This is a genomic window from uncultured Eudoraea sp., from assembly GCF_947258925.1.
In the GTDB taxonomy this organism is placed as follows: Bacteria; Bacteroidota; Bacteroidia; order Flavobacteriales; family Flavobacteriaceae; genus Eudoraea.
Genome location: NZ_CAMYKG010000011.1, coordinates 1 through 24048, shown reverse-complemented (window position 1 = coordinate 24048; position 24048 = coordinate 1). Strand labels below are relative to the sequence as shown.

Below are 24048 nucleotides of genomic sequence, written 5' to 3'. Positions count from 1 at the left end.
ATTATAGTAACGGAAGGAAATTTTTGTTTTGAGACTATCTTGCACTAAAATTGCGCGCACCTTGATTTCTATAGATACCAATACCCCCCTTGAGGAACTCCAGGAATTTCTCAAGTTGAAAAACTGGCTAAATACAGATGAACAAATTACTTCAATTACTAAACCGGGAGAGGGAAATATGAACGTTGTTCTTCGTGTTACGACGAATCAACGTTCTTTTATTTTAAAACAATCCCGTCCTTACGTACAGAAGTACCAGGAAATAGAAGCCCCTCTTAATAGGATTGAGGTGGAGTATGAGTTCTACAAGGCAGTACAAGCGGCCTTCATATCAAAGCATATCCCTGCTATATTGGCCTTTGATCAAAATAATTACCTTTTACAAATGGAAGATCTCGGACAGTGCGATGATATGACATTCTGTTACCATGACCGAAAGATTTCCATCCCTGTCCTGGAAAAACTTGTGAATGTTTCCGCAGCAATTCATAAGGTGAGTAATATCCAAAAATTTCCGGAAAACAAGGCCCTGAGAGAATTAAATCATCAGCATATTTTTGTACTCCCTTTTATGGAGGAAAATGGATTTCATTTGGATGAAGTTCAACAGGGTTTGGATGAATTATCGCTTCCTTATAAAAATGATTCGCGAATAAAAGCTGTTGTGAATGTACTTGGTGACCGGTACCTTTCAGAAGGAGATGTTTTGATCCATGGCGATTATTACCCTGGCAGCTGGATGCACTTAGAAAATGAGGTCTATATTATAGATCCCGAATTTAGCTTCATAGGGTTTAGGGAATTTGACCTGGGAGTGATGACAGCCCACCTCATAATGGCTACTATGGACCCTAACGGTTTATCAACTGTAATAGAACTCTACAAAGAGCAGGCAAATAATAGAATTGTTTCGCAAGTGGCTGGTATTGAAATTATAAGACGCCTAATTGGATTGGCGCAGTTACCTTTGCAACGAACTATCGAGGAAAAAGATTATCTTTTACAACTTGCCAGAAAAATGATATTGGTATGAAACGTTATTTTTTAATTATGGCCTTTTTGGTATCCGCGCTAATCTTATCATGCAAGGATCAGAAAGCGGAAATAGATATCCCTGAACCTAAGAAGTCTTCTTACGCCCGGGATTCGCTTATTTTAAATAGGGATGTGTTATATGATAAGGTTTTGGGCGCATTGGTTGGCTCTGCAATTGGCGATGCCATGGGTGCATCCACAGAGATGTGGCACAGGTCAGACATTCAGCAAAAATATGGGTATATCACAGGGCTTACTCCGGCAGAACGTATACAATCTCCTGAAGGAACCTGGGAGCACAACCTGAAAGCCGGAGCTACCACAGATGACACCAGATGGAAGTACTTTATGGTCTCGTATATTGAAGCCTATTCACCCAACCTCAATTCGAAGAATTTTGCAAAATTTATTATTGATTATTATGAATCCATCGCCTCAAAGCTTGGCGATAAAGAAATTCTGGCTTCACCCGATGCCCTGGATACCAGATTGGAAAAGGTAGATTGGATCAAAGAATGGGCAAGGGTGGCACTTGCCTACCAGGAAGGCACAGAAGCATATCTGGAGGCTCAGAATAGGTTTTATGGAGGTGAAATGTCCTGTGCAGGCATGTTATATACACCTATGTTTGGCCTATTGGAACCCAACCCGGAAATTGCATATCTCACAGCCTACAAACACTCCCTCTTTGATATTGGATATGCCAAGGATATTTCCGGACTGGTAGCCGCCATGACACAAATGGCTATGAGAACCACAAATATGGATTCTATCCTTAACACAGCTGTCTTTATAGACCCGATGCGTTATCAGGATAGCAGGCTAGTAGGACGACTTTCGTACAATACCGCAAACGCCACCAGAAAATATGTGTACATGTCCAGAGAAATAAAAGTATCAGATTCCATATTGTTAAAGGATTCGATAGAAATGAAAATCCCTGATCGCTATAATGGGACAAAAACGGATTGGGCACAGCAGGATTTTGTTTACAAATTATTGGAAGAAGACGAAAAGGCGATTGCTTTTCACGCAGGTGAAATCTGGCAAATTCTAATAGCCGGACTGGCCTTTGGGGATGGGGATTTTGAAAAAAGCCTTCAATTTATTGTAAATTATGGCCGGGATAATGATACCGTAGCTGCAGTAGCAGGAATGATCCTTGGAGCAAAAGACGGATTTAATAAATTACCCCCGGAATTGCGGACCGAAGTACTTCAGGTTAACAAGGAACAGTTGGGAATTGATCTGGAGGCACTTGCATCCAGAATGGCTGAAAGTATGATGCCTGAAACTGTAACTTCAAATTAAAATGGCTATAAAAAACTTTATACATGAAGATTTTTTATTGCAGAGCCCTTTTGCGAGCAGGCTTTACCACGACTATGCCAAAGATCTGCCCATCATTGATTACCACAATCATTTATCTCCTAAGAAAATAGCTGAAGATTTTCAGTTTGCTAATATTACTCAGGTATGGCTGAACGGCGACCATTATAAATGGCGCGCAATGCGGACTCTTGGAATTGATGAAAAATATATAACCGGAAATGCCCCGGATCAGGTGAAATTTATAAAATGGGGAGAGACCGTTCCATATACGGTTCGGAATCCATTGTACCATTGGACACATCTTGAATTAAAGCGTTATTTTAATATTGATCAACTCCTGGATCAGAATAATGCTCAAAAAATTTATGATACTTGTTCTGAACAATTGCAACTTCCCTCCCATTCTACAATGGGTCTTTTAGAACAGATGAAGGTTGAAGTTGTTTGTACAACCGATGATCCTTTGGACTCACTGGAATACCACAATAAACTGAAGCAGAATTCTTATGCCGATCTGTTGTCAGCATTGGAACTAAGAATAAATTATTTCCACAAAAATGGCTGCAGACTGGCAGATCATGGCCTGGATTATCTCCCTCTCTACAACCATGACGGCCTGGATGTCTCAAAAATCTTTAAACGCTTAATAAATAGGGATACACTTAATTTCAATGAAGTTGCTTATTTCAAATCTGAGGTATTAAAATTTCTGGCAAAATGCTACCATAAAAAAGGATGGGTACAACAGTTTCACCTAGGTGCCCTAAGAAATAATAATCAAAGGATGCTTCAACAATTGGGGCCAGACACCGGATTTGATTCTATTGGAGATTTCTCACAAGCAGTATCCTTGAGCAAATTCCTGGATTACCTGGATAAAACAGATGAGCTTGCCAAAACCATTATTTACAATTTAAACCCGGCTGACAATGAAATTATTGCCTCAATGGTCGGTAATTTTAACGATGGGAGTATCAAAGGAAAAGTTCAATTTGGATCTGCATGGTGGTTTTTAGATCAGAAAGATGGGATGGAAAAACAATTGAACACTCTTTCCAATATAGGCCTGTTAAGTTGTTTTATCGGTATGTTAACGGATTCTCGTAGTTTTCTATCATTTCCAAGACATGAATATTTTAGGAGAGTTCTCTGCAATCTTATAGGTAAAGACGTTGCAAACGGGGAATTACCTGAAGATGAAAATTGGCTGGGTAAAATTGTCTCAGACATCTGCTACCATAATGCAAAGGCTTATTTTCCTTTTTAGATTTGGTCGCACTTCAAGAATTTAACTATCTTAAGTTATCTTTGAATAGATTTATTGGATCCTGAGAATCTATGTCTTTACTATCCAAGACTAAAATCTACCTAACTTTTTATTATGTCTGAATTGTTTTCTGTAGACGACAAAATTATAGTGATCAGTGGTGCTACGGGTGTCCTGGGGCAGGCTATGACTGTTTATCTTGCCAGTCAGGGAGCCAGAGTAGTTGCAATGGGTAGGAATGAAGATAAAGTAAAATCACTGGTTGCGGATATTAGTGATACCCGCCACAAAGTATTTCCTTTAGTTGCAAATGTTACTAAACAACAAGAATTGGAGCAAGCAAAAGCGGAGCTTGAGGTAAATTTTGGTAAAATTGATGTGCTGATTAATCTTGCAGGCGGGAATATGGCCGGAGCAGTCATTACTCCGGAACAGACTATTATGGATGCCAAAATAAACGAGCTGGAAAAGGTTATGGAATTAAATTATCTGGGTTCTTTCCTTCCAATAAAAACATTCCTGCCATTATTCCTAAAAGATTTAAAAGGAAGTATCATCAATATTTCTTCTATGGCCGCTCAAAGACCTATAACCCGTGTATTGGGCTATGGTTCTGCTAAGGCGGCTATCGACAACTTAACAAAATGGCTAGCCATTGAATTTTGTAGCAAACACAGTGCAGAATTAAGAGTTAATGCTATTGCACCCGGCTTCTTTTTAACCGAACAAAACCGCACTTTACTAACCGCCAAAGATGGTCAATTAACTAAACGCGGGCAGCAAATTATTGCGAATACACCGATGGGCAGGTTTGGTAATCCTGATGAACTCTTTGGTGTTTTACAGTGGCTTTGCAGTGATGCTTCCAAATTTGTTACGGGGACCATAATCCCTGTGGATGGTGGATTTAATGCATATTCCGGGGTATGAAGACAATGGAACAGACAATGCGCTGGTATGGCCCCAATGATCCGGTTACCTTGAGTGATATAAGACAAGCCGGAGCAACAGGTATTGTGACAGCCTTACATGAAATACCAAATGGAGAGGTATGGACTAAAGACGCTATTAAAAACAGAAAACGCCTTATTGAAGAGGCAGGGCTGAGGTGGTCTGTTGCAGAAAGCGTTCCCGTTCATGAACTGATTAAGAGGCGTAGTGGAAATTTTCAGGAACTTATAGAAAACTATAAGCTGACAATCAAAAATCTTGCATCAGAGGGCATACATATTATCTGCTACAATTTCATGCCCATTCTAGATTGGATACGCACAGAATTGGACTATGAGTTACCAAATGGGGCAAAAACACTTAATTTTGAAATGAGAGCCCTGGCAGCCTTCGACTGCTTTATTTTAAAGAGAGAGGGTGCTAAGAAATCATATCCGGCACATATACTCGAAAAGGCCGAAATCTATTATCAGGGCTTGACTACCGAAGAAGTTGAAAAACTCAAAAGCACCATTTTAGATAATCTTCCCGGGGCCGAAATTGGTTATTCCCTTGAAGAATTTCAGGATGCCTTAAATAACTACCAGAATATTGACACCCTTACTTTAGAAAATAACCTGCATCTTTTTCTAAATGAAATAATCCCCGTAGCAGAAGAAAATAACGTTTTTCTCGCTATACATCCCGATGATCCTCCTTATCCGATCTTCGGTCTGCCAAGAATTATGAGTACCGCAACCGACATAAAGCGAATCCTGTCGGAAAATAGCAGCCCTAATAATGGGATTACATTTTGTACCGGTTCCCTCGGGGTAAGAGAAGATAATAAGCTCGTACAAATCATAAAGGAGTATGGAGATCATATTCATTTTGTTCATCTTAGAAGCACGAAAAGAGATAAAGAAGGAAATTTCTATGAAGCTGGCCACCTCGAAGGGGATGTCCCCATGTATGGGGTCGTAAAGGAGCTTCTTCAATTACAGGAAAGTAGAAATAAGCAACTGCCTATGCGACCAGATCATGGGCAGCAATTGTTACATGACCTTACTGTTAAAACCAATCCCGGATATTCGGGAATAGGACGTCTTAAAGGCCTTGCAGAATTGCGAGGGTTAATGCATGGAATCTTAAATGAAAATGCCTGAGGTTTTACCAGATAGATTCTGCCCTATTTATTTCCAAAGCACTAATAGTTAATATAGAGGAAGAAGTATTTTTGAAAACAAGGTTTGTATAGTCTTCATTAGGAAATACTTGTGAAGTCATCACATATTGACCGGTGTTAATGAAAACTTCAATGGACGACCAATCCATCAAAATCCACACTTCAATTTCACCTTCGGGCAAGTTTGTGATGGGCATTTTATGAATGCTTTGCGCAAACTCTTCTTTGAAATCAATCTTCCCGGAATTAGTTCGGTCTAACAAAAACAATTCCTGATCTCCGTCAATTGTCAATATCAATTCCTCATTTAAATTATTTTTAAAAGAAAGTTCAAATTTTCGATCCGTTGTAGTAAACCTTATTTCTGATTGATTATAATTATCAAACGCAATAGACTCAGATTTACCTGCAGGCAATTCAAGATCCGTTTTTATTCCCGTTTTAAAGATGGTTCCGAAATCCTCCAGGGGATAATTGGTCAATTCATATGAATTACCAGATTTAATTAGTGATAATTTTCTTGGAACGGTCATAGCACTTCGCCACTCCTTTGTAGGTGTATTTCCGGCATAGTCCCAATTACTCATCCATCCGATAAATATTCGTTGGCCATTTGGTTCATGATTATACGTAATCCCTGCATAATTATCCGTTCCCCAATCTAACCATTTTGCCGCCTTCTGATTTGATGTAAATGAGGTCCCGTCAAATTCACCGATAAAATATTGAGTCCCACTGCCGCCATTAGGTGCACCCGGATTTACACTAATAATAAGAATCCATTTTTCCTCTCCTGAATCGGAAACTTTTAATGGGAAAAGATCAGGACATTCCCATACCCCGCCGTGAGCTCCCACCTCCTTACCAAATTCACTTAAGTAGGACCACGAAATTAAGTCAGTAGAGCTATAAATTTTTGCATGGTCTCCTGCAACCAGGACCATAATCCAACTTTTCGCAGGTTCATGCCAAAAGACTTTGGGATCCCTAAAATCACGAATACCTTCATCATTTCCCAGAACGGGATTACTGTGGTACTTCGTCCAGGATTCCCCATTGTCCAGACTATAAGCTATTCCTTGTGTCTGAAAATCATTGGAACCTTCTTCCTCCTTATTCGCGTTGTGATAGGTAAATATGGCCACTAAGGGTGGATTATCTGGTGTGCCCAGTCCGGAAGTATTGTTTTGATCCAGAACAGCACTTCCTGAAAATATATAGCCATTTTCGTCCGGGAATAAAGCAATGGGTTTATGTTCCCAATATACCAAATCTTTGCTGGTTGCATGACCCCAGTGCATAGGTCCCCAAACAATATCAGCTGGATAGTATTGATAGAAAAGGTGGTATATCCCGTTATTATAGACAAGTCCGTTGGGATCATTCATCCACATCTTTTTGGGGGTAAAATGAAACTGAGGCCTGTAAGCCTCTTTGAAAAAAGTTGTTTCAGCTACAGGGGTAATATCCAGACTTTTCTTTTCTTCTTTGTTTTTACAGGAACAAAGAAAAATTAATCCAAATACCGGAAAGAAATATTTAAAAAGGATTTTCATTTTTAACCGCTGCTTGTCCATAAATGTACATTTTATTTTTTGGACCCTGAAACCTCATTTATTTAAGATAAATCTTTTCCTAAATGAGTATCTTTACCATCGGTTTTTTGATCTTTTTAGGATGCGTTATTTTATCAAATTTTTATGTTCCCTTTTTCTTGTGATGACTGCAAATGCCCAGTCCAGTATAGACCAGGCTCTTAAGTGGTACAATAGAGAAAGTGTTCCGTACATTTCAGTTGCTGACATGCAAAACTTGTCAAACCACGTTATTTTAGATGCCAGAGAACTGGAAGAATTTAAAGTTAGCCATTTAAAAAATGCTGTTTGGATAGGTTATGATGATTTCAAATTGGAAAATGTGGTTAAAAACTACTCTGATAAAAATTTGAATTTTATTGTCTATTGTTCCATCGGTGTAAGGTCAGAGAATATTGGCGAAAAATTATTGGAAGCTGGCTATCTCAACACAAGAAATTTATATGGAGGTATCTTTGAATGGACTAATCAGGGATATCCGGTTTACAACGCTCAGGGAAAAGAAACAAAAAAAGTTCATGCCTATGGTAAGTTATGGGGAAAATACCTGACAAAGGCTGAAAAAGTTTATCAGGATTAATTATACATGATATTGAGAGAAAATAAAGACCGACTACTACTTATTTTCACCAGAAACCCCAAATTAGGAAAGTGCAAAACAAGGTTAGCAGCTACCATTGGAGATCAGGCGGCTTTAGAAATTTATACAATCTTGCTAAGACATACCGCTGAAATTACCAAAAACCTAAACTGTTCGAAAGAAGTTCATTATTCCGATGAAGTAACAGTCAATGATTTATGGGATAACGAAAATTATTCAAAACATCTGCAAAAAGGAAATGATTTGGGAGAACGAATGTATAGTGCTTTCAAGTCCGGGTTTCAAAAGGGCTATAAGAAAATCATTATCATAGGAAGTGATATGTATGATTTAAAAAGTGAAACCATTGAGCAAGCATTTAGAGCAATGGAGGACTCAGACTTTGTTATAGGTCCGGCAGAAGATGGCGGATACTACCTTCTGGGCATGAAAACATTAAACAAGAAGGTCTTTGCTAATAAGAATTGGGGGTCAAATTGTGTTTTAGAAGAAACACTAAAGGATTTGGATCCCAAAAATGTTAGGTTATTGCAACCCAAAAATGATATAGATTTGTACGAAGATTTAGTAGGTATTGATATTTTTAAACGCTTCATAAAAAACTGATTTTATGACCAAGAAGCAATTAAGAGAATCCAGTGACTATCTTAAAAGTAAAGGCTTTGAAAGCCCTGAAATTGGTATTGTTTTGGGCACCGGACTCGGTAAACTTGTGGATTACATAGAATCTCCCAAAATAGCTCATTACCATAACATTCCATTTTTTCCGTTAGCTACGGTTGAATTTCATAGCGGAAAGCTAATATATGGCACCCTCGAGAATAAGAAGGTGGTCGTTATGCTAGGTCGTTTTCATGTTTATGAGGGCTATGAATTTGATGACGTTACCTATCCCATAAGGGTTATGCGAGAATTAGGAATAAAAAAGCTGTTCATTTCAAATGCAGCGGGAGCCATTAACCTCAACTTCAATAAGGGTGATATCATGTTAATTGAGGATCATATAAACCTTCAGGGTGGATCGCCTTTGGCCTTTAAAAATGTTGCCAATTTTGGAGTTCGCTTTGTAGACATGAGCCAACCTTATGACCACGATATGGGGAGAAAAATTAAAGACATTGCTCAAAGGGAAAGTATTACATTGCACGAAGGTGTATATGCTTCAGTTATTGGCCCTCAATTGGAAACAAAAGCAGAATACAGAATGCTAAAAACTATCGGTGCGGATGCCGTTGGCATGAGTACAGTGCCAGAAGTTATTGTAGCCAATCATTTGGGCCTTCCGGTAGTAGCTGTTTCTGTGCTGACGGATGAGTGTGACCCGGACAATCTTAAACCTGTTCATATTGACGAAATAATTAAAGTGGCAGGTGAAACTGAACCCAAAATGATTACCTTATTTATGGAATTGATTAAGGAATTATGAATAAAACAGGTTTTACATTTAGGGTTATAACCCCAATAAAAAGTTCTAGTTCAAACAACTAATACTAAGAGCAACCCTTTTTCTATTCTTATTGTAAGGTTTTATGCCCAATTTCAACTAAAGGTTAAAAATACCAAATGCTACGGATAAGCTTGCTTCTTTTACTGTCCCTCTTACAACCGAAGTTCTTGGAAAAGGACATCAAAGAATTGGTGACGGTTTCCAAAGATCAAAGCAGTGTTGAGGCAATTCATAAGGATTGGGATAATTTGCTAAAAACCTATGTTGATGAGCAAGGTAATGTAGATTATTTAGGCTTTAATAAAGAACTGGAAACTCTGGACAGGTACCTGGAACGATTGGGTAATTATTCTATAGATGGAAATTGGTCCCGGGAAAAGAAACTCGCATATTTTATTAACCTTTACAATGCGGCGACGGTTAAACTTATTTTAGACAACTATCCGGTAGAAAGTATCAAAGATATAAACAGGCCCTGGGCCAAAGCCTGGATCAGACAGGGTGGTAAATTAGTTTCATTGGGAGAGATCGAACATAAAATCCTAAGAAAAATGGATGAACCCAGAATTCATTTTGCAATAAACTGCGCATCTTTTTCGTGTCCAAAATTATTAAATCAAGCTTTTACTGAAGATAAACTGGAACAACAATTGGATTTAGTTACGAAAGATTTTATTAACGACACCAGACGTAATATCTTTTCAGAAACGAAAATAGAATTGTCCAAAATTTTTAAATGGTATCAAAAAGACTTTGATAATGAAGGATCTTTAGTCGCTTATTTAAACCAATATTCAAAATCATACATAAATCCTGATGTCAAGATTGACTATCTTAATTACAACTGGCGTTTGAATGAAATCAAGAAATAACCCTTCTATAAGTATTATCATCCCTGTTCTCAATGAAGAGAGTTACGTAGTTAAGCTCCTGGAGTATATTCAGGAAAATGGGAATTCTTCCAACATAAAAGAAGTCCTTGTAGTAGACGGTGGAAGTACTGATGGAACAGTAACAGCGGCTTTGAAATATGACGCTGTTGTGCTCCATTCCGAAAAAGGTCGCGCAAAACAGATGAATTATGCTGCTAAACATGCTGCTGGTGACCTATTGTATTTTCTGCATGTAGATACTTTTCCGCCAAAAAATTTTGACAAGATGATAATAGCAGCCATTCAGAAAGGTGATGAAGCCGGATGTTTTAGGATGAAGTTTGATAGCAGTAGCCGGTTTTTAAAATTTTTTTCCTGGTTTAGCAGGATAAATCATTGCATATGCCGGGGTGGGGATCAATCACTATTCATTACCAGGGAATTATTCCGAAAGGCGGGGGGTTATAACGAAGACTACAAGGTTTATGAAGATAATGAATTTATAGGTCGCCTTTATAAACTTACTAATTTTAGAATCCTGCCGGAAAAGGTTCAAACTTCAGCCAGGAAATATGAGGAAATAGGGAAGCTTAAACTACAATATTACTTTGGTATAATTCATCTTAAGAAATACCTGGGCGCAGATCCGGACGATTTGTATCAGTACTATAAGAAGAAAATATCAACCTAATTTAAAAACCCGACAGGGAGAAGTCTACTTTGTCTCGTAATCGAGTATTACGCCCTCCGAAATCCATTTTGCGAGAGCTTGTCGATTGTCATAATCCAGGATTCGTCTTTGGTCCTTTTTATTCCTAATATTCCCAATTTCTATAAACGTCATTGCCGGGAGTGTTTTCTTTACAAGGTACAGATTGCTTCTGTCTTCAAATGTTCCTGAATAACTTCTGTTGGGTTGGAATTTTTTATACTTATTCTTAAAGGTATTGTGAATACTTTCCGCAAGCTTCTTACCCCTTTTACTTTTCTCATGGTAATAGAAAAACACATCAATATTTTGTCCTTTGCTGCGGCTATCCACATGTGTAACTATCAGGCGCTGGTGTTTGCCTTTATGCTTTTTATATAAATTGTTTACTGCATTTACACGTTGTTCCAGCCTGTCTTTTTGATCTAAGGGTATAGACAAATCAGGTAATACTATTTCATCTTTATCCATTTCCAGAATAAGGTCGTCCCTAATACCATCATCCGGATCCCGGACGATGATATAAACTTGTGCCCCATGGGAAAGCAGCTCTCTTGCGAGTCGCAGGGTTACATCATAAGCGTATTCATCTTCTGAAATAGATTTTCCCATATATTGTGTCATCGCTCCAGGATCGGGTCCTCCATGACCCGAAATCAAGTAAAATACAGTCTCTTTAAGTCGTTCACTCTTATCCGAAAACTCAGCATATTGCTTGCCAAAAATATCATAAGTATTGGCTTTTGGAGACTCTTTAACTATCACAGACTTTTCAGACTCCTTTAAAATTTCGGCACTATCAACAGCTATTTCCGGTATAATGTATGACATCCCTTCATACAAATGAAGGCTGTCTCGTAAGCGGTTCTCATTTAGAGCAATAAAATCGTCATAGGTCATATAAGGATCAACTCCTTGTTTGCGCAGCAGTGAATAAATACCATCACCTTTTTCTGCAATAACCGTGTTTAGGGAATCTTGAGCCATTGCGGCAGAGAGTGGAATCCATAGAACCACCATGAAAAGTCGGATATAATTTAAGGGCACAATATTTTGTTTAGTACAAAGATTATCAAAAATGTTGCCAAAAAGCAAGCATTTGTGAAGTCGATCAAAAGAATTTTTAAAGACCCCTAATTGGATAAATAAAACAATTTAATGATCTCTTCAGCAGGTTTATTTTGCGGTGTAAACCTGTTATCACTTCCGCCACCGGCTTTTTCATGATTAAGGAACCATTTCCAGACAAAGCCCCCAGCAAACCAGTCCTCAGCCCAAAACTCTTCAAAAATAGCCTTCTTGGCATTGACCTGAGCTTCAAGGTTAACCGCTTCTTCGTTTCGATCAACGAGCCATGGTTTTTTGGCAGTATAATTCATACTTCTATAGCCAAATTCAGTAAAAAGTACCGGACGCGAAGTGCTTTTTGCAAGAGCCGATATACTTTCTTTCCAGGGTTTCCAACCATCTTTTAGCTCCTTAACTGTGGGCGTTTTAGAATCAGACAAGGGAAAATATGCATCTATCCCAATATAATCGAGCGATGTCCAAAAAGGGATTCGTTTGTATTCGTCCCAATTTGAGGCATAGGTAAGTTTGCCTTTATATACTTTACGGATTTTTACAATTAATTCTTCCCAATACTCCGGTCGGTTTTTTACAAATTGCTCTAACTCAGTGCCAATACAAAGAATTTCGGCCTTGGTTTCCTGAGCTAATTTTGCATAAGAAAGTATAAACCTGTCATAGGATGACTCCAGAATCTTCCAGTCTTCCTCAGTTTCCATCTCTAATCCTCCTGTAAATTGCCCGCGCCAGATCCAGATCTGTGGTTTTAACATAACCTTGACTTTGTTGGCCCGGAGCAGTTCAATGTACTGTTTGGCACCAACTCTGGTTTCTCCATACCATTGACGTTCTGTATCAAAAATTATTTCGGGGCTCGAAAGATCTCTAATAAATCCAAAAGGCATGACAGCCGCATGGTCTGCATGAATCTTCAGGAAAGCATCTACATGATCCTGAACCGCTTTCTCCCTGGAAGCCACAAAACTAATTCCATTGATCTTATTAACCGATTGGCTGGCACAAGACAATTGAAGAAGAAGCAGTAATAAAAATCCAAGTATCCTCATAAACACAATATTGAAACACCCTCAAAAATAAGGTAATTAATTTTGAAGTAAATAATTAGTGACCGTTAAGTTATTATCTTTATATACGAATACTGCCAATAAATCCTTAGTAAACATGGAAAATATTGTAATTATTGGAAACGGAGTTGCCGGTGTAACCGCCGCCAGACATATTCGTAAAAACTCCAATAAGAGAATTATAATTATCTCTTCTGAAACCGATCACTTCTTTTCCAGGACTGCATTGATGTATGTTTATATGGGTCATATGAAGTTTGAACATATAAAGCCCTATGAAGACTGGTTTTGGGAAAAAAACAGGATTGAACTTTTAAGGGGTTATGTAAGCCACGTAGACCACAAGAAGAAAGAACTTCTGATAGAGGATGCAAGGGTGATCAAATACGATAAGTTAATTCTGGCTACCGGTTCCAAACCCAATAAATTTGGTTGGCCGGGGCAGGATTTGCATGGGGTGCAGGGATTATATTCCAAACAGGATCTTGATTTATTAGAGATCAATGCGCCAAATAATAGGATTTGTAAACGAGCCGTTATTGTCGGAGGTGGACTAATTGGTATTGAATTGGCGGAGATGCTCCGAAGCAGAGCTATTCCCGTTACCTTTTTGGTCCGTGAAAGTAGTTTTTGGAATGCTGTATTACCAGATGGGGAATCAGAAATGATCAATGAACATATTCTTGAACATCATATTGACCTTCGCCTGAATACCAATTTAAATGAGATTCTTGCTGATGAAAATGGCAGAGTAAAAGCAGTTATTACAGATAAAGGCGAGACTATTGCATGCCAAATGGTAGGATTAACCCCGGGAGTCTCGCCCAACGTTTCATTTTTAAATGACTCCGGGATAGAATTGGGCAGGGGAATTAAGGTAAACCGCTTTCTTGAAACTAACATCAAAGATATTTACGCCATTGGAGATTGTGCAGAACAACAGGAACCCATAGGAAATCGCAGGCCTATAGAAGCCGTCTGGTATACAGGTCGTATGATGGGGGAAACAGTTGCACAAACCATTTGCGGAAACCGCACTGAATACAAACCGGGGCACTGGTTTAATTCAGCCAAATTCCTTGATATAGAGTACCAGACCTATGGCTGGGTATTTAGTGCCATAGGAAAAAATGAATCTGAAAAGCACTTTCACTGGAGACACACATCCGAAAAAATATGCCTGACTATCGCTTTTCATAAAGAAACACGAAAATTTCTGGGTATTAATACGTTTGGAATTCGCATGAGACATGAGATTTTTGATCAATGGTTGAGCGAAGAGCGAAGTGTTGACCACGTAATTAAATATTTAAAAGACGCCAATTTTGACCCGGAGTTTTATTCGAAATACGAAAATGAGATAGCCGAGAAATTCAATGCTGATTTCGGAACGGATATAAAACCGGAAAAGAAAAACTGGAAACGAATTTTTATAAATACATGATGCCTTTTCCTCCGTAATGCGTCTCAAAAATCAAAAAATCTAACAGAATTATAGGATGAGCACTATCGACAAAAGCATGTCACTTTCAGGACAACCACCTGCCACTTTGAACGGATCACAAAAAATAGCCGTTTTATTAGGATTCACAGGGCTATTTATAATGCTACTGGCCGGTTTTAATACTTCCTTTCCCAATAAGGCACTCTGGTTAGGAATTTCTCTAACTGCAATTTTTGTAGGGGTCTACTGGTTTGCTAAAGAAGCCTATTCTCGCAAATTAAAAGGCATAAAAAATGACGGAGTTTGGTTTAAATCCATTTCTTCCAAAGGCTTATGGGGCTGGTTAACAGGTATAGGACTTACCGGTTTCTATATTGTACTATATTTTTTTCCGGAATACCTGGGGTTGGTGAAAAATGGTCCAAATACAGGTATTATTGCCTTATTTGACCCATTAAGCAAATTTTTGAGTGGTAATCCTGCTAGCCAGTGGTTTGTTTATGGGACGCTGTATACCGTGGCTATTCTTGCTTTCGGAGTCAAATTTATCTGGAAATACCGGCACAACAGATATGAAATTATACGTACTATAAGTGTTATGTTCTTTCAAACGGCTTTTGCGTTTATAATACCTGAAATTATGGCCAGATTAAATGGTAATATTCCGTATTACGATCTTAAGAATATTTGGCCTTTGAATTACTACAACTTTGAAAAATACAGGATAAACGCATTCATAGAGTCTGGTGATATAGGGTTGGCGATGCTCATATTTGGGGTCTTATCCATTTTTGTAATCTCGCCTATTCTGACTTATATATATGGTAAAAGGTGGTACTGTTCATGGGTGTGTGGTTGTGGCGGATTAGCAGAAACTGCAGGGGATGCCTTCAGACAATTAAGTGACAAAAGTTTATCGGCATGGAAAGTAGAACGATGGGTAGTTCATAGTGTAGTGGTTTTTGTTACCTTAATGACCACGGCAGTAATATATTCCTATCTGGGTAACGACACGAGTAAATACTGGTTGACCAAAAATACTTTTCTTATTGGTGTAGCCCTTTTATTAACCACGGTTTTCGTAATTGTTATGGTATTCAAAAGAGAGCAATTTCAGAAAGATGCGCGTTATGGTGCTATAGGCTATTTTGTGATTATTATGGCGCTAATTGGGTTCCATTATTGGAGTGGAGATTCCAATATATTCCTTTTTAAATCTGAAACTTTAAGGAAATCATATGGTTTTCTTATTGGAAGCATCTTTTCCGGCGTTATCGGAACAGGTTTTTATCCCATATTTGGTAATAGGGTATGGTGCCGTTTTGGATGCCCGATGGCTGCAATTTTAGGTTTTCAACAACGTTTATTTTCAAAATTTAGAATCACAACTAACGGAGGTCAATGTATTTCGTGTGGCAATTGTTCTACCTATTGTGAAATGGGTATTGATGTTCGCGCATATGCCCAGAAAGGTGAAAACATAGTACGCTCAAGCTGTGTAGGGTGCGGCATTTGTTCGGCAGTATGCCCCAGAGGTGTATTAAAACTTGAAAACGGCCCATTAAAAGGACGAATAGATAGCAATGAAGTATTATTGGGCAACGACGTAGACCTGATGACTCTGGTTAATCAAAAATAATTGAATCCTCAGGGTCAACTACCCTTTCAAGGAATTATACCCAATCCTTGATTATCATTTACCGCTGCAAAATATTATCCCTAACTTAAATTAATCATTTCAAAAAAGAATTATTTAGTGTAAAAACGCTAAGAAATAGTGATATTTTTGCACCGCATAAAAAAATTGGGGAAGAGTTTTATGGATGTGTTTATAAAAGTTTTAAACGTGGGGAACAGCGATTCATTTTTGAGATCATGACAGATATCAACGTTATTATCCCCGCCTTTAATGAGGCAAATTCTATTTCAAAGGTTATTCAGGAGATTCCATCTATAGTTTCAGAAATTATTGTTGTTAATAATAATTCAACAGATGAAACTGCCGCAAACGCAATAAAAGCAGGTGCTACGGTTATAAATGAAACGAGAAAAGGATATGGATATGCCTGTCTGTCTGGTATGGATTACATCGCCAAAAAGTCCAGGAAACCCAATATTATCGTATTTATCGATGGAGACTATTCAGATTACCCTGAAGAGTTGACTAAAATTGTTAAACCAATTCTCGATGAAAATATAGATTTGGTGATTGGAGCGAGATCAAAAGCCTTGCGAGAGGAAGGCTCGATGACACCGCATCAAATTTTTGGCAATAAATTAGCCACGTTTTTAATGAAACTTTTTTTTGGATCTACTTTTACAGATTTAGGACCTTTTAGAGCCATTAAATACGAGAAGCTTTTAGCGATGGAAATGGAAGATAAAACCTATGGGTGGACCATTGAAATGCAATTAAAAGCACTTAAAAATAAAATGACATATGTCGAAATACCAGTACGTTACAAAAAAAGAATTGGTGTTTCTAAGGTGTCAGGCACAATAAAAGGTAGTATATTTGCAGGCATTAAAATATTGGGGTGGATTTTTAAATATAGTTTAAGATAATATGGGACTAACAATAGCTTACATAATTATTGGTATTTACAGCACAGCCCTGGTACTGATCTTTTTTTACAGTTTGGCTCAGTTAAACCTTTTGGTTAACTACTTAGGGAACAAAAAGATAAACGAGGTGGCCCCTAAATATAACTTGCTCGATCCAAAAGAAATCCCTTTTGTAACAATTCAGTTACCCATATACAATGAAGAATACGTTGTAGAACGCTTACTGGAGAATATTTCAAAAATCGAATATCCTAAAAGTAAACTGGAAATACAGGTTTTAGACGACTCTACGGACAATTCGGTTGAAGAAACGGCAGGAAGAATTAAAGTCCTGCAGGATACCGGTCTGGATATTCAGCATATTCGAAGAGAAAACAGGGAAGGTTTTAAGGCAGGAGCGTTAAAAGAAGGGTTGAAAATTGCCAAAGGTGATTTCATAGCTATTTTTGATGCAGATTTTCTTCCGGATAACGATTGGCTTAAGAAGACCGTAATATATTTTAAAGATAGGGAAATTGGGGTTGTACAGACCCGTTGGGGACATATCAACCGGGATTATTCAACACTTACCAAAATACAGGCCTTTGCATTAGATGCACATTTTACACTTGAACAAGTTGGCAGGAATTCAAAAGGCCACTTTATTAATTTTAATGGAACGGCAGGTATCTGGAGAAAAGAGTGTATCCTGGATGCCGGAAACTGGGAAGGTGATACCCTGACAGAGGACCTGGACCTTAGTTACCGGGCCCAATTAAAAAACTGGAAATTTAAATATCTTGAAGATGTTGAAACGCCTGCTGAACTTCCGGTGGTTATCAGTGCTGCAAGGTCTCAGCAATTCAGATGGAATAAAGGGGGTGCAGAGAATTTTAGAAAAACTGTGATGAATGTACTTTCTGCCAAAAATATTTCATTCAAGACAAAATTTCATGGTGTAATGCATTTGTTAAACAGCTCAATGTTCCTTTTTGTTTTTATAGTAGCACTTTTGAGCATCCCTATGCTTTATATTAAAAACATGTATGGCCACTTAGGCTGGATATTTGAAGTTACAAGCTTTTTTATTCTTAGTACCGTCATATTATTTATTTGCTATTGGTTTACTTATAAGAGTATTCAGGGCAGTAGTTTTGATAATTTTGTAGATTATATAAAACTCTTCTTTACATTTTTCTCTGTTGCCCTGGGCTTCTCCTTACATAACACAGTTGCCGTTCTCGAAGGACATATGGGTAAACGAAGCGAATTTGTAAGGACTCCAAAATTTAATATCAACAACCTTACAGATAGTTGGAAGGGCAATAAATACCTTGCCAAAAAAATATCCCCCAATATGATTCTTGAGTTCGGGCTGATGTTATATTTCCTTTTTGGAATGTACAGTGCAATACCACTAAATGATTTTGGTTTATTCCCATTTCATTTTATGTTATTCCTTGGATTTGGATTTGTAGCGTTAAAATCGCTTACCGCTAAAGCCTAACTTTTATTCTGCACTTTTACAGCAGGCGTAAAGCGATTTCAATATAATTTTCCTTTGATTTGAAGAATTTTTTGGTTCCCGCAAATTATCAATTTTTTGTACTTTGTGAAGGCCAAACTATAAAGACCAATGACTTCAAGGATTTCTTCTTATTGGAATCTTCATAGACTCTCAATTTTAATTGTATTAGCGAGTCTCTTGTTATATGCCAGCTTTGGTTATGACCTGGAGCGAACAGATTTTATTAAACTAAGCACTCTTGTTTTTGCACTATTTTTTTTCTGCTACAAGCTGATACAATTTGAAAAATGGAACTTCAATTTTCTATTGGTTGCAGGTATTCTATTTCGTTTGATTTTTCTGATGGCTGAACCAAATTTATCCCAGGATTTTTATCGATTTATTTGGGACGGTGAACTGGTACTTGCAGGAATAAACCCTTATTTGCAAACACCTGATATGATTATGGAGAGTGGCGAAATTCTTCTGGCAAATGCTCAGGAATTGCACAATGGCATGGGGTCCTTAAGTGCAAGAAACTATAGTAATTATCCCCCTTTAAATCAATTTCTGTTTGCCATTGCTGCCTTTTTGGGTGGAAAGAGTATTATGGGATCTGTCATAGCGATGAGATCTATTATTATACTGGCAGACATTGGGGTTTATTACTTTGGCAAGAAACTACTCAGATTTGTGAACAGATCACCACATCTTATATTCTGGTATTTCCTGAATCCTTTGGTAGTTATAGAACTTACGGGTAATTTGCATTTTGAAGGAGTGATGCTCTTTTTCTTTATTTGGGGCCTATGTTTGCTATCTGCAAACAAATGGTTATTTGCAGCTGTAGCCTTTGCATTTTCAATTTCAATAAAGCTCATCCCCCTTATGTTCCTCCCTTTGTTTTCATCCCATTTTGGATTCATTAAAAGTCTTAAATTTTATATTATCCTGGGGTTGACCCTCTTAATAGGAGTCGTCCCATTTTATTCACCGCTATTCCTTACTAACTATACCGATACTATTGCCCTCTGGTTCTCAAATTTTGAATTTAATGCTGGCCTATATAATCTAATAAAAGAAATAGCTGTAAACCTTGATGTAAAGCCATGGGAATTAATCAAAATTTATGGGAAAGTAGTGCCATATATTGTCATAAGTTTCGTCCTGTTACTTACGTTCATTAGGAAAAATAAAAAATTAACTGTCCTAATAAACTCAATGTTCTGGGTAATGACACTTTATTATTTTCTTTCTTCAACGGTACATCCCTGGTATATCGTTTTTCTATTAGGATTATCAGTATTTACAGATTATCGCTTCCCTATAATCTGGTCTTTGGTAATTATTCTAAGCTATTATGCCTATTCTAATCCTGAATTTGAAGAGAACCTGGGAATTCTTTTAATTGAATATATTATAGTATTTGTATTTATGATTTACGAAATATTCAGATTGAAAGGCCTCAAATTACTAATTCGTAAAAATTAGGGTGCATATTATGATAGTTCAATTTAATTTGTACATTTGACTTGTAATGGAAAAAAGCGCCAACATATTTTTTTCTTTCCGGAATTTTATTCCTGTACGTGTCTATGCACGACCACGCCCGTAGGGGTGTACTTCTATTTTGGAAACAGGTGAGTCCATTTCCGCACTATCAAATCAAATTTTTTTTACTAATTAAATAAAGCTAGCAATGGAAATACTAATTGCTAACGAATCGCACTTCAAATACGCCCAAATAATAAGTGACACCATTTCCGAATCGGCTAAGGTGAGAGGAACAGGTATTGCCCAGCGAACTCCGGAGTACATTATCAAAAGACTGGAAAACGAAAATGCAGTAATTGCCCTGGACGGGGATAATTTTGCAGGATTCTGCTATATTGAAGTATGGGGGCACCAGAAATTTGTGGCAAATTCGGGACTTATTGTTCACCCGGATTATAGGAATCAAGGTTTAGCAAAAAAGATTAAAAAAGCCATTTTTGAACTTTCAATAAAAAAGTTCCCGGAAGCTAAAATTTTTGGGATTACTACGGGCCTCGCTGTAATGAAAATGAATTATGAACTAGGATATAAACCGGTTACCTTTTCCGAATTAACCAAAGATCCGGCTTTTTGGAAAGGATGCCAGACTTGTAAAAATTTTGACATTTTAAGCAGGACAGAGCATAAGATGTGCCTTTGTACCGGCATGCTTTATGACCCTGCACTGGCTACAGCCAAAAAAGAAAAGCTAAACGACAGGGCTTTTAAAAGGCTTAAAAGAATTAAACAACAATTATTTCTCAAAAGAAAGAAAAAATGAAAAAATTAGTTTTGGCTTATAGTGGTGGCCTGGACACCTCATATTGTGCCCGATATTTGTCCAAAGAAAAGGGTTTTGAAGTACATGCGGTAAGTGTTAACACTGGTGGGTTTACCGACGAAGAAATAGCTTCAATCAGAGAAAAGGCATTGCAATTGGGAGCTTCTACCTATACTTCCATCGATGCCCTGGAGCATTATTACGAGAAGGTTGTAAAGTATCTTATCTATGGCAACGTTTTAAGAAATAATACCTATCCGTTATCAGTAAGTGCTGAAAGAATAGTTCAGGCCATTGAAATAGTCAACCATGCAAAAAAAATAGGTGCAGATTATATCGCCCACGGAAGTACCGGTGCCGGCAATGACCAGGTAAGGTTTGATATGATTTTTCAGATTCTTGCTCCCAACATCAAAATTATTACCCCAATCAGGGATCAGAGTTTGTCCAGGGAATCAGAGATAAACTACCTTCAGGAAAATGGGATTTCCTATTCCTGGGAGAAAGCTAAATACTCTATAAACAAAGGATTATGGGGCACTTCAGTAGGTGGCGACGAAACACTTACCTCTGATTTGCCCTTACCGGAGTCGGCATTCCCTTCACAATTAGTTGAAACAGAGCCTCAGGAGGTTAAATTGATGTTTTCCAATGGAGAATTAGTTGCTATCAATGGGCAAAAGGATACTCCTGTCCGAAATATCATTGCCCTGGATAATTTAGCTTCAAAATACGCTATTGGCAGAGATATCCATGTTGGAGATACCATTATAGGAATTAAGGGAAGAGTAGGCTTTGAAGCAGCTGCATCGGTTATTATTATTAAAGCTCATCATTTGCTCGAAAAACATACCTTGAGCAAATGGCAGCAATTTCAAAAAGAACAATTAGGGAATTTTTACGGAATGCTCTTGCATGAAGGTAATTATCTGGATGAAGTAATGAGAAACATAGAAGCATTTATGACAGATACCCAGAAAAATGTAACAGGCGAGGTTTCTGTTAATCTGCACCCATACAGATTTGAATTAAACGGTATTAATTCGAAGAATGATTTAATGAACGCTACTTTCGGAAATTATGGAGAAACTAATAAAGCCTGGACGGCTGATGATGCAAAAGGCTTTATCAAAATTGTTTCAAATCCCGGGAAAATAGCAAATCAAATAACCCATAATCATGATTAGAGCAGGTATTATTGGTGGATCTGGTTATACGGGTGGAGAGCTCATACGGTTATTGAATAATCATCCCAAGGTGTGTATTGAATTCGTTTACAGCACAACAAAAGCAGGCCAAAATATTAATGCGATACATTCCGACCTGCTGGGTGAGTTAGATTTGATTTTTACAGATTCAATAAACACTGAGGTTGATGTTTTATTCCTATGCCTTGGCCATGGAAATTCTAAAGCTTTTTTAAGCCGGTATTCCTTTTCCACCAAAACCAAAATTATTGATTTAAGTAATGATTTTAGATTAAAAAAAGACGCCGTTTTTGAGGGTAAAAATTTTGTTTATGGTCTTCCGGAATTAAACAAAGAAAACATTAGAAACAGCGCATTTATAGCTAACCCGGGATGCTTTGCCACTTGTATCCAATTGGCTTTACTCCCACTGGCAAATAGAGGTTCATTAAATACTGATGTACATGTGAATGCAATTACAGGAAGTACAGGTGCCGGGGTAATGCCTTCAGCGACTACACATTTCAGTTGGCGTAATAACAATATCTCCTGGTACAAAGCCTTTACGCACCAGCATCTGGGCGAAATCAATGAGAGCCTTGAATCTTTGCAGGAAGCAACCGGAGAACTTTATTTCATTCCTAACCGTGGAGATTATGCCCGCGGTATTCTCAGTACGGCATATACAAGATTCGAAGGAAGCGCTGCAGAAGCTTACGAAATATATCATGAATTCTATAAAGAAGCGGTCTTCACACAGATATCGGAAGAGCCGGTTCACCTCAAGCAGGTGATAAATACAAATTATTGTCACATACATCTGCACAAATACAAGGATGTCCTTCTAATGACCTCTGTAATTGATAATTTACTTAAAGGGGCCTCAGGTCAGGCGGTTCAGAATATGAACTTGATGTTTGACTTTGATGAAAGGGATGGACTGCATTTAAAAGCAACCGTTTATTAATAGACTAACCAACGTGTAAAAAAAGCAACAATGAAAATAGCAATTATCGGAGCAGGAAATTTAGGATTATCTATTGCTAAAGGCATATTGCACAGCAATGGAGCTACTTCAATGCATCTGACCAAAAGACATGTAGACAGTATTAAAGACTACGAAAAATATGGAAATGTTACCGTTGGCTCGGACAATAGGAGTGCCGTTAAAGAATCAGATATTTTAATATTTGCCGTACAACCCAGAGATTTTGCAATGATTTTGGAAGAAGTTAAGGATCTTCTTACGGATAAACATGTAATTATTTCAACGATTACAGGTTTCAGCATTGAAAATATTGAAGCCATCCTTGGAAAGGACAAGCATATCATTCGTAGTATGCCCAATACGGCCATTTCCGTTGGGAAATCTATGACCTGCATTTGCTCCAATATAGCTGGTCAAAAAAAAATAGCCCTGGCAAAAGCCATTTTTAACAGAATGGGTTATTCCCTGGAAATACCTGAAAATCAGATGCAGGCAGCGACTGTAATATGTGCAAGTGGTATAGCCTTTTGGATGCGCCTGATAAGGGCGACGACTCAGGGCGCCATTCAATTGGGATTTGACGCCAAAGAAGCGCAGGAACTCGCAATGTATACCTGCAATGGAGCAGCAGGCTTGCTTATAGAATCGGGGAATCATCCTGAAGAAGAAATAGATAAGGTAACCACCCCTATGGGTTGTACTATTCAGGGATTAAACGAAATGGAGCATCAGGGTTTAAGTTCTTCTCTTATCAGAGGAATAGTTACTTCTTTTGAGAAAATAAATGAATTGAAAACCAAAAACTAGGCCTTGAGTTAAATAGCTTATCAATCTTTACAAAAAACAATAAATGGAACTATTTGATGTATACCCACTATATGATGTAACCCCGGTTACAGCTAAGGGTATTGTTATTACTGATGATAAGGGAGATACA

The 24048-nt window shown here is 37.8% G+C and carries 22 protein-coding genes; 19 read left to right on the top strand and 3 right to left on the bottom strand.

From position 1 onward, the window contains the following. Positions 1–61 precede the first annotated feature (61 nt). The 5 genes from Q0X77_RS05210 (at position 62) to uxuA (ending at position 5730) form a co-directional block, all read left to right on the top strand. A complete protein-coding gene (locus Q0X77_RS05210; RefSeq protein ID WP_297794063.1) occupies positions 62–1033 on the top strand; it encodes a phosphotransferase in 972 nt (323 codons plus the stop codon). Then, positions 1030–2346: an ADP-ribosylglycohydrolase family protein gene (locus Q0X77_RS05205; RefSeq protein ID WP_297794060.1), complete on the top strand. Its 1317-nt coding sequence runs from the start codon at positions 1030–1032 to the stop codon at positions 2344–2346. The genes Q0X77_RS05210 and Q0X77_RS05205 overlap by 4 nt, the downstream gene beginning before the upstream one ends. A gap of 1 nt (position 2347) precedes the next feature. Continuing rightward, a complete protein-coding gene (locus Q0X77_RS05200; RefSeq protein ID WP_297794058.1) occupies positions 2348–3634 on the top strand; it encodes a glucuronate isomerase in 1287 nt (428 codons plus the stop codon). A gap of 114 nt (positions 3635–3748) precedes the next feature. Next, on the top strand, positions 3749–4564 hold the full coding sequence (locus tag Q0X77_RS05195) for an SDR family oxidoreductase (RefSeq protein ID WP_297794055.1): 816 nt from the start codon (positions 3749–3751) through the stop codon (positions 4562–4564). Between the two features lie 5 nt (positions 4565–4569). Then, positions 4570–5730, top strand: coding sequence for a mannonate dehydratase (uxuA, locus tag Q0X77_RS05190; protein WP_297794241.1), 1161 nt, complete (start codon positions 4570–4572; stop codon positions 5728–5730). Between the two features lie 4 nt (positions 5731–5734). On the opposite strand, the gene Q0X77_RS05185 is transcribed toward uxuA, so the two are convergent. After that, positions 5735–7327: a glycoside hydrolase family 32 protein gene (locus Q0X77_RS05185; protein ID WP_297794052.1), complete on the bottom strand. Its 1593-nt coding sequence runs from the start codon at positions 7325–7327 to the stop codon at positions 5735–5737. A gap of 100 nt (positions 7328–7427) precedes the next feature. Between Q0X77_RS05185 and Q0X77_RS05180 the strand changes: the two genes are divergently transcribed. The 5 genes from Q0X77_RS05180 (at position 7428) to Q0X77_RS05160 (ending at position 10956) form a co-directional block, all read left to right on the top strand. Beyond that, a complete protein-coding gene (locus tag Q0X77_RS05180; protein ID WP_297794049.1) occupies positions 7428–7925 on the top strand; it encodes a rhodanese-like domain-containing protein in 498 nt (165 codons plus the stop codon). Positions 7926–7931: 6 nt separating this feature from the next. Continuing rightward, positions 7932–8552: a TIGR04282 family arsenosugar biosynthesis glycosyltransferase gene (locus Q0X77_RS05175; protein WP_297794045.1), complete on the top strand. Its 621-nt coding sequence runs from the start codon at positions 7932–7934 to the stop codon at positions 8550–8552. 4 nt (positions 8553–8556) lie between these two features. Further along, a complete protein-coding gene (locus tag Q0X77_RS05170) occupies positions 8557–9372 on the top strand; it encodes a purine-nucleoside phosphorylase (protein ID WP_297794042.1) in 816 nt (271 codons plus the stop codon). A gap of 188 nt (positions 9373–9560) precedes the next feature. Next, positions 9561–10265 carry a DUF547 domain-containing protein gene (locus Q0X77_RS05165; protein WP_297794040.1) on the top strand — a complete coding sequence of 235 codons (705 nt, stop codon included), beginning with the start codon at positions 9561–9563 and terminating at the stop codon, positions 10263–10265. Then, positions 10249–10956 (top strand): TIGR04283 family arsenosugar biosynthesis glycosyltransferase, encoded by a 708-nt coding sequence (locus Q0X77_RS05160; protein WP_297794035.1) that lies wholly within the window; start codon positions 10249–10251, stop codon positions 10954–10956. The genes Q0X77_RS05165 and Q0X77_RS05160 overlap by 17 nt, the downstream gene beginning before the upstream one ends. 24 nt (positions 10957–10980) lie before the next feature. Here the strand turns inward: Q0X77_RS05160 and Q0X77_RS05155 are convergent, their stop codons facing one another. Both Q0X77_RS05155 and Q0X77_RS05150 read right to left on the bottom strand, forming a co-directional pair. Then, positions 10981–12021, bottom strand: a complete 1041-nt coding sequence (locus Q0X77_RS05155) for an N-acetylmuramoyl-L-alanine amidase (RefSeq protein WP_366939199.1) — start codon at positions 12019–12021, stop codon at positions 10981–10983. 86 nt (positions 12022–12107) lie between these two features. Then, positions 12108–13109, bottom strand: a complete 1002-nt coding sequence (locus Q0X77_RS05150) for a glycoside hydrolase (protein ID WP_297794033.1) — start codon at positions 13107–13109, stop codon at positions 12108–12110. A gap of 115 nt (positions 13110–13224) precedes the next feature. Between Q0X77_RS05150 and Q0X77_RS05145 the strand changes: the two genes are divergently transcribed. The 9 genes from Q0X77_RS05145 (at position 13225) to proC (ending at position 23918) form a co-directional block, all read left to right on the top strand. Further along, on the top strand, positions 13225–14571 hold the full coding sequence (locus tag Q0X77_RS05145; protein ID WP_297794030.1) for an FAD-dependent oxidoreductase: 1347 nt from the start codon (positions 13225–13227) through the stop codon (positions 14569–14571). Positions 14572–14626: 55 nt separating this feature from the next. Further along, positions 14627–16210, top strand: a complete 1584-nt coding sequence (locus Q0X77_RS05140; RefSeq protein ID WP_297794027.1) for a 4Fe-4S dicluster domain-containing protein — start codon at positions 14627–14629, stop codon at positions 16208–16210. Positions 16211–16446: 236 nt separating this feature from the next. After that, a complete protein-coding gene (locus tag Q0X77_RS05135; RefSeq protein WP_297794024.1) occupies positions 16447–17136 on the top strand; it encodes a glycosyltransferase family 2 protein in 690 nt (229 codons plus the stop codon). 1 nt (position 17137) lies between these two features. Continuing rightward, positions 17138–18622 carry a cellulose synthase family protein gene (locus Q0X77_RS05130; RefSeq protein WP_297794021.1) on the top strand — a complete coding sequence of 495 codons (1485 nt, stop codon included), beginning with the start codon at positions 17138–17140 and terminating at the stop codon, positions 18620–18622. 129 nt (positions 18623–18751) lie between these two features. Continuing rightward, a complete protein-coding gene (mptB, locus tag Q0X77_RS05125; protein ID WP_297794018.1) occupies positions 18752–20113 on the top strand; it encodes a polyprenol phosphomannose-dependent alpha 1,6 mannosyltransferase MptB in 1362 nt (453 codons plus the stop codon). A gap of 208 nt (positions 20114–20321) precedes the next feature. Next, complete coding sequence (locus Q0X77_RS05120; protein ID WP_297794016.1) at positions 20322–20936, top strand: GNAT family N-acetyltransferase; 615 nt, start codon at positions 20322–20324, stop codon at positions 20934–20936. Then, a complete protein-coding gene (gene argG / locus Q0X77_RS05115; protein ID WP_297794013.1) occupies positions 20933–22123 on the top strand; it encodes an argininosuccinate synthase in 1191 nt (396 codons plus the stop codon). The genes Q0X77_RS05120 and argG overlap by 4 nt, the downstream gene beginning before the upstream one ends. Then, complete coding sequence (argC, locus tag Q0X77_RS05110) at positions 22116–23090, top strand: N-acetyl-gamma-glutamyl-phosphate reductase (RefSeq protein ID WP_297794009.1); 975 nt, start codon at positions 22116–22118, stop codon at positions 23088–23090. The genes argG and argC overlap by 8 nt, the downstream gene beginning before the upstream one ends. A gap of 30 nt (positions 23091–23120) precedes the next feature. Continuing rightward, complete coding sequence (gene proC, locus Q0X77_RS05105; protein ID WP_297794006.1) at positions 23121–23918, top strand: pyrroline-5-carboxylate reductase; 798 nt, start codon at positions 23121–23123, stop codon at positions 23916–23918. Positions 23919–24048: the final 130 nt, after the last annotated feature.

What these genes read in the sequence shown, in the direction of transcription:
- Q0X77_RS05150 (WP_297794033.1), bottom strand. Translation starts at nt 13,109, where the DNA reads ATGAGGATACTTGGATTTTTATTACTGCTTCTTCTTCAATTGTCTTGT.
- mptB (WP_297794018.1), top strand. Translation starts at nt 18,752, where the DNA reads ATGACTTCAAGGATTTCTTCTTATTGGAATCTTCATAGACTCTCAATT.
- Q0X77_RS05170 (WP_297794042.1), top strand. Translation starts at nt 8,557, where the DNA reads ATGACCAAGAAGCAATTAAGAGAATCCAGTGACTATCTTAAAAGTAAA.
- Q0X77_RS05200 (WP_297794058.1), top strand. Translation starts at nt 2,348, where the DNA reads ATGGCTATAAAAAACTTTATACATGAAGATTTTTTATTGCAGAGCCCT.
- proC (WP_297794006.1), top strand. Translation starts at nt 23,121, where the DNA reads ATGAAAATAGCAATTATCGGAGCAGGAAATTTAGGATTATCTATTGCT.
- Q0X77_RS05195 (WP_297794055.1), top strand. Translation starts at nt 3,749, where the DNA reads ATGTCTGAATTGTTTTCTGTAGACGACAAAATTATAGTGATCAGTGGT.
- argC (WP_297794009.1), top strand. Translation starts at nt 22,116, where the DNA reads ATGATTAGAGCAGGTATTATTGGTGGATCTGGTTATACGGGTGGAGAG.
- Q0X77_RS05175 (WP_297794045.1), top strand. Translation starts at nt 7,932, where the DNA reads ATGATATTGAGAGAAAATAAAGACCGACTACTACTTATTTTCACCAGA.
- Q0X77_RS05160 (WP_297794035.1), top strand. Translation starts at nt 10,249, where the DNA reads ATGAAATCAAGAAATAACCCTTCTATAAGTATTATCATCCCTGTTCTC.
- Q0X77_RS05205 (WP_297794060.1), top strand. Translation starts at nt 1,030, where the DNA reads ATGAAACGTTATTTTTTAATTATGGCCTTTTTGGTATCCGCGCTAATC.
- Q0X77_RS05140 (WP_297794027.1), top strand. Translation starts at nt 14,627, where the DNA reads ATGAGCACTATCGACAAAAGCATGTCACTTTCAGGACAACCACCTGCC.
- argG (WP_297794013.1), top strand. Translation starts at nt 20,933, where the DNA reads ATGAAAAAATTAGTTTTGGCTTATAGTGGTGGCCTGGACACCTCATAT.
- uxuA (WP_297794241.1), top strand. Translation starts at nt 4,570, where the DNA reads ATGGAACAGACAATGCGCTGGTATGGCCCCAATGATCCGGTTACCTTG.
- Q0X77_RS05135 (WP_297794024.1), top strand. Translation starts at nt 16,447, where the DNA reads ATGACAGATATCAACGTTATTATCCCCGCCTTTAATGAGGCAAATTCT.
- Q0X77_RS05180 (WP_297794049.1), top strand. Translation starts at nt 7,428, where the DNA reads ATGCGTTATTTTATCAAATTTTTATGTTCCCTTTTTCTTGTGATGACT.
- Q0X77_RS05185 (WP_297794052.1), bottom strand. Translation starts at nt 7,327, where the DNA reads ATGGACAAGCAGCGGTTAAAAATGAAAATCCTTTTTAAATATTTCTTT.
- Q0X77_RS05145 (WP_297794030.1), top strand. Translation starts at nt 13,225, where the DNA reads ATGGAAAATATTGTAATTATTGGAAACGGAGTTGCCGGTGTAACCGCC.
- Q0X77_RS05130 (WP_297794021.1), top strand. Translation starts at nt 17,138, where the DNA reads ATGGGACTAACAATAGCTTACATAATTATTGGTATTTACAGCACAGCC.
- Q0X77_RS05120 (WP_297794016.1), top strand. Translation starts at nt 20,322, where the DNA reads ATGGAAATACTAATTGCTAACGAATCGCACTTCAAATACGCCCAAATA.